We start from the raw sequence: 6,008 nt of genomic DNA, 5'->3' as shown, positions 1-6,008 counted from the left end.
GCCAAGCAGCGCTGGTCCATCTCCGACACCGCCGAGTACGGCGACTACGTCTCCGGGCCGCGCGTGGTCGATGCCCACGTCAAGGAGAACATGCAGGCCGTTCTGCAGGACATCCAGGACGGCACTTTTGCCAAGCGCTTCATGGAGGACCAGTCCAGCGGTGGCAAGGAGTTCAAGGAACTGCGTTCCAAGGAAGAGTCTCACCCCATTGAGGAGACCGGCCGTGAGCTGCGTTCCCTCTTCGCGTGGGAGCAGACCGATGAGGACTACACCGAGGGCACCGCCGCTCGCTGATCGGTCCTGATCCGGCACTGCCGTTGGGTGCAATAGTTCGATCGCCGACGCCGCCGCGAGAGTTCACGTGAACTCTCGCGGCGGCGTCGTGCTGTCCGAGGATTCCCGAGGCGGGAAAAGCACTGGACGGTCGCTAGAGTGGAGGGCGTGAGCGAGCAGATTCCCTACTACCTGACCACCGCGATTTCCTACCCGAACGGGTCCCCGCACATCGGGCACGCGTACGAGGCGATTGCCGCGGACACCATGGCGCGATTCAAGCGTTTGGACGGCTTTGACGTGCGGTTCCAGACCGGCACCGATGAGCACGGCCAGAAAATGCAGCAGACCGCTGAGAAGCAGGGTGTGTCACCGCGAGAGCTCGCGGATCAGAACGCGTCCCAGTTCAAGGCGATGGACGACGAGCTGCAGGTCAGCTACGACCGGTTCATCCGCACTACGGACGAGGACCACTATGCCGCGAGCCAGGACCTCTGGCGGCGGATGGAGGCCAACGGTGACATTTACCTGGACAAGTACGCCGGGTGGTACTCCGTGCGCGACGAGGCCTACTACGCCGAGGACGAGACCGAGGTCCGCGCGGACGGCCAGCGGTACTCGATCGGCACCGGCACCGAACTGACGTGGACCGAGGAAGAGAGCTACTTCTTCCGCCTCTCGGCCTACCAGGACAAGCTGCTGGCGCTCTACGAGACGGGTTTCGTGCAGCCCGAGACCCGTTCCCATGAAATTGCATCTTTTGTGGGGGGCGGGTTGCAGGATTTGTCGATCTCGCGCACCACCTTCGACTGGGGTGTTCCCGTGCCGGGCAACCCGGATCACGTGATGTACGTGTGGGTGGACGCGCTGACCAACTACCTCACCGGCCTGGGCTACCCGGACACCGAGGACACCAAGTTCCAGACCTACTGGCCCGCCGATCTGCACCTGATCGGCAAGGACATCGCCCGGTTCCACGCCGTGTACTGGCCGGCTTTCCTGATGTCCGCCGGACTGGAACTACCCAAGCGCGTGTACGCCCACGGGTTCCTGTTCAACCAGGGCGAGAAGATGTCCAAGTCGGTGGGCAACGTGATCGACCCGCACTCGCTGATCAGCGAATACGGCCTGGATCAACTGCGCTTCTTCCTGTTGCGCGAGGTTCCCTTCGGCCAGGACGGCAATTACTCCCACGACTCGATTGCATCGCGCATCAACTCGGACCTGGCCAACGACCTGGGAAACCTGGCCCAGCGCAGCCTGTCCATGGTCGCCAAGAACCTCGGGGGAGCAGCCCCCGAGCCCGGTGAGTTCACCGCCGAGGACCAGGCCATGCTCGACGAGGCCAGCGCCGCGGTGGACACGTTGCGCACCGCGTTCGACGCCCAGGCGTTCCACCGTGGGTTGGAAGCGGTCTGGCGTGTGATCGCCAATGCCAACCGCTACTTCACGGCGCAGGAGCCGTGGGTACTGCGCAAGACGGACCCCGAGCGCATGGCCACCGTGCTGTACGTGACGGCGGAGGTGCTGCGGATCGTGGCGATCCTGGTGCAGCCGGTCATGCCCGACTCCATGGCCGAGCTGCTGACCCAGCTGGGTCAGCCCGACGGGGAAGCCCGCCGGTACGCCGCGATTGCCGATCGGTTGGTGCCCGGGACCGAGCTGCCCAAGCCGAGCGGTGTATTCCCGCGCTACGAAGAGCCCGAGGTTCTCAAGGCCTGAGCGCGCGTGCGGCAGGTGAGGCGGCGGCGTCGTCACGGGAACGTGACGGCGCCGTCGTTTCATGTCTCGGTATTCGAGACACGTATTCACGTTGTGGAATCCTGACGCCCGGCAGATTTAGGCTGGGATCATGAGCGAAGCATCGTCGAACGCAGCCACCACCTACTCGATCGCCGTGATCCCCGGGGACGGAATCGGCCCCGAGGTCGTTGCCGAGGCGGTGAAAGTACTCGACGCCGTGACCGAGCCGGCCGGCATCACCCTGGCGAAGACCACCTACCCGCTGGGAGCCGAGCATTGGCTGGCCACGGGAGAGGTGCTCAGCAATGAAACCCTCGACCAGCTCCGCGGTCATGACGCCATCCTGTTCGGCGCGGTCGGTGCCGCCCCCAACGACACCCGCATCCCCTCCGGAATTCTCGAGCGTGACCTGCTGCTGAAACTGCGCTTCACGTTCGACCACTACATCAACCTGCGCCCCGCCACCCTCTACCCGGGGACCACCAGCCCGCTGGCCGAGCCCGGGGACATTGATTTCGTGGTGGTCCGTGAAGGCACCGAGGGTCTCTACGCCGGTAACGGCGGCCGGGTCCGCCAGGGCACCGACCACGAGATCGCGACCGAGGTGTCGATCAACACCGCCCACGGTGTACGCCGCCTGGTCAAGTACGCGTTCGAGCTGGCGCAAAAGCGCCCGCGCAAGAAACTCACCCTGGTGCACAAGCACAATGTGCTGGTCAATGCGGGCCGGTTGTACCAGGAGACCGTCAACCAGTTCGCACCACAGTACCCGGACGTCACCGTGGATTACCTGCACATCGACGCCGCCACGATCTTCCTGACCACCGAGCCCTCCCGCTTTGACGTGATCGTCACCGACAACCTGTTCGGCGACATCCTCACCGACCAGGCGGGCGCGGTGACCGGAGGTATCGGTCTGGCACCGTGCGGTAACATCAACGCAGATCGCACCGCGCCGTCCATGTTCGAACCCGTTCACGGTTCCGCACCGGACATTGCGGGAACCGCAACAGCGCAGCCGGTGGCCGCCATCCTTGCCGCCGCCATGATGCTGGAACACCTGGGCCACGAGAATCTCGCAGACCAGATCAACCAGGCAGTGCGCCGGGATCTCGAGACGCACGGCAATGAGAAGCGCAGCACCGATCAGGTGGGCGACCACATTGTGGCCGCCCTGCAGGCCGCCTGAATCCGAGCAGTCGAAGGAGAATACCCTTGAGCACCCAGTTCGTCCGCCAGCCCAATCCCCACCCGGCCACCGACGAGGTCCGCAACGCCGTCCTGGCCAACCCCGGTTTCGGCGTACATTTCACGGACAACATGATCTCCATCGACTGGACCGGTGACGTGGAAAAGGGCACCGGGCAGTGGGACAATCCTCGCCTGGAGGCCTACGGTCCGATTGCCCTGGACCCCTCCGCCGCCGTGTTCCACTACGGCCAGGAGATCTTTGAGGGACTCAAGGCCTACCGCCACCAGGACGGCTCCGTGTGGAGCTTCCGCCCGGAGGCCAATGCGGCTCGCTTGAACCGCTCGGCCGAGCGCCTCGCGTTGCCGGCACTGCCGGAAGACACGTTCGTGGACGCCGTGCGTGAACTCGTGAGCACGGACGAGAAATGGGTGCCCTCCGGTGACGGCGAGTCCCTCTATGTGCGCCCCTTCATGATTGCCACGGAGCCGTTCCTCGGGGTGCGCCCGTCGCGCCAGGCGCGGTTTTCCGTCATCGCCTCCCCGGCCGGTAACTATTTCGGCACGGTGGAGCCCGTGGACATCTGGCTGTCCCGCACCTACGCCCGCGCGGGCAAGGGCGGCACCGGTTCGGCAAAGTGCGGCGGCAACTATGCGGCGTCGTTGATTGCGCAAATGGAAGGCGACGCCCACGGCTGCAGCCAGGTGTTGTTCCTCGACCACGAGCGCGACGACGCCGTTGAAGAACTCGGTGGCATGAACGTGTTCTTCGTCTTCAAGGACGGCCGAGTGGTGACCCCGGAACTCACGGGAACCATCCTGGAGGGCGTCACCCGCCGCTCGATCATCGAGCTGGCCAAGGAGCGCGGCCTGCAGGTCGAAGAACGCCGATTCACGCTGGACGAATGGCGTGAGGGCAAGGCGTCGGGCGAGCTGACCGAGGTCTTCGCGTGCGGAACCGCAGCGGTCATCGCACCCGTGCGTCGTCTGGTCAGTCACGACGAGGTCATCGGCAGCGAGGACGACCAGCCGGGCGAAGTGACCATGTCCCTGCGCCAGCAGCTGCTCGACATCCAGACCGGTCGTGCGGAGGACACCCACGGCTGGCTCACGCGACTGGCCTGATCGCTCACCGCTCAACACGAGTCCGAGGTGGACCGTGCTGTGTAGCCTTAGGGCATGCGCATTGCACGGTTCACCTTTGACAATGAAATTCACTTTGGTGTGGTTTCCGGGCCCGAGGGCCAGGAAAAAATCACATACCTCTCGGGCGACCCCCTCTACGTGGGCGTGCAACCCCTCGACCGCACGGTGGAGGTCTCCGAGGTGCGGTTGCTTGCTCCGGTCATCCCGCGCTCCAAGATCGTGTGCGTGGGACGCAACTACGCGGACCACGCCGCCGAAATGGGCAATGACCTACCCACCAGACCACTGCTGTTCTTCAAACCGAACACCTCGGTGTCCGGCCCCGGGGATCCGGTGACGTTGCCGTCGTGGACCGAGCAGGTCTCCTACGAGGCCGAACTCGCCGTGGTGATCGGGCGGATGTGCAAGGACGTCCCGGTCGAGAGAGTTCCCGAGGTCGTGTTCGGCTACACCGGTGCCAACGATCTCACCGCGCGTGACGCCCAGAGGACGGACGGCCAGTGGGCCCGCGCCAAGGGCTTCGACGGCGCCTGCCCCTTGGGTCCGTGGGTCGAGACCGAGCTGGACATCAGCTCGATCGGGGTGCAGTCCCGCGTCAACGGCGAACTGAAGCAGGACGGGAACACCGCGGACATGGTCTTCGACGTCCCCACGCTGGTCTCTTACGTGTCTCAGGCCTTCACGCTGCTGCCCGGGGACGTGATCCTCACGGGCACACCGGCCGGGGTGGGCATCGTCGACGAGGGGGACACCTTGGACGTGGACATCGAAGGAATCGGCCGCCTCACCACGGTGCTGCGCCGCTGAGCCAGCGGTGACCCTTGAGCCTAGAATGGTCACATCATGACTGACCACGAAACTTCACTGCACCCCACCGTTTCCGCCGACACCCCCGTGCGCGTGCGCTTCTGCCCGTCTCCCACGGGCACGCCGCACGTGGGTTTGATCCGCACCGCACTGTTCAACTGGGCCTGGGCCCGCCACACCGGCGGCACCATGGTGTTCCGCATCGAGGACACGGACGCCGCCCGCGACTCCGAGGAGAGCTTCGGCCAGATCCTCGACGCACTTGCCTGGTTGGGTATCGACTGGGACGAGGGCGTCAACGTGGGTGGACCCCACGAGCCGTACCGCCAGTCCCAGCGCGGTGAGATCTACCAGGACGTGCTGGCCAAGCTGGTGGAGTCCGGACACGTGTACGAGGACTTCTCCACCCCGGAAGAGGTGGAAGCCAGGCACAAGGCCAAGGGGGAGGACCCCAAGCTCGGTTACGACAATTACGATCGCGACCTGACCGAAGAGCAGAAGCAGGCATTCCGCGACGAGGGCCGCAAGCCCGTTCTGCGACTGCGGATGCCTAACGAGGACATTTCCTTCACCGACCTCGTGCGCGGCGAGATCTCCTTCAAGGCCGGGTCGGTGCCGGACTTCGTGGTGGCCCGCGCCAACGGTAAGCCGCTCTACACGCTGGTCAACCCGGTGGACGACGCTCTCATGGGTATCACCCAGGTGCTGCGCGGTGAGGACCTGCTGTCCTCGACCCCTCGCCAGATCGCCCTGTACCGAGCCCTCATGGACATCGGCGTGGCCGAGTTCATCCCCGAGTTCGGTCACCTGCCCTACGTGATGGGTGAGGGCAACAAGAAGCTGTCCAAGCG

Annotated in this window: 5 protein-coding genes and 1 pseudogene; all 6 read left to right on the top strand. The window is 65.0% G+C overall.

Annotated elements, in window-relative coordinates:
• A pseudogene (locus tag Q4E95_RS10445) lies at positions 1–294 on the top strand (ketol-acid reductoisomerase); the annotation flags it as partial.
• 147 nt (positions 295–441) lie between these two features.
• On the top strand, positions 442–1,995 hold the full coding sequence (gene metG / locus Q4E95_RS10440; RefSeq protein WP_303383248.1) for a methionine--tRNA ligase: 1,554 nt from the start codon (positions 442–444) through the stop codon (positions 1,993–1,995).
• Positions 1,996–2,125: 130 nt separating this feature from the next.
• Positions 2,126–3,205 carry a 3-isopropylmalate dehydrogenase gene (locus Q4E95_RS10435; protein WP_303383247.1) on the top strand — a complete coding sequence of 360 codons (1,080 nt, stop codon included), beginning with the start codon at positions 2,126–2,128 and terminating at the stop codon, positions 3,203–3,205.
• Between the two features lie 26 nt (positions 3,206–3,231).
• Positions 3,232–4,329: a branched-chain amino acid aminotransferase gene (locus Q4E95_RS10430; RefSeq protein ID WP_303383246.1), complete on the top strand. Its 1,098-nt coding sequence runs from the start codon at positions 3,232–3,234 to the stop codon at positions 4,327–4,329.
• Between the two features lie 54 nt (positions 4,330–4,383).
• Positions 4,384–5,157 (top strand): fumarylacetoacetate hydrolase family protein, encoded by a 774-nt coding sequence (locus tag Q4E95_RS10425; protein ID WP_303383245.1) that lies wholly within the window; start codon positions 4,384–4,386, stop codon positions 5,155–5,157.
• 36 nt (positions 5,158–5,193) lie between these two features.
• Positions 5,194–6,008 (top strand): glutamate--tRNA ligase (gene gltX / locus Q4E95_RS10420; protein WP_303383244.1); only part of this gene is annotated, 815 nt, incomplete at its 3' end.

Origin of the sequence: Kocuria sp., from assembly GCF_030536815.1 — a bacterium.
Classification (GTDB): Bacteria; Actinomycetota; Actinomycetes; order Actinomycetales; family Micrococcaceae; genus Kocuria; species Kocuria gwangalliensis.
Note: the sequence above shows the minus strand (reverse complement) of the source record. Positions and strands in the feature narration are given on the sequence as shown.

Coding starts and splice junctions, on each gene's coding strand:
- Q4E95_RS10425 (WP_303383245.1), top strand. CDS start 4,384: ATGCGCATTGCACGGTTCACCTTTGACAATGAAATTCACTTTGGTGTG.
- Q4E95_RS10435 (WP_303383247.1), top strand. CDS start 2,126: ATGAGCGAAGCATCGTCGAACGCAGCCACCACCTACTCGATCGCCGTG.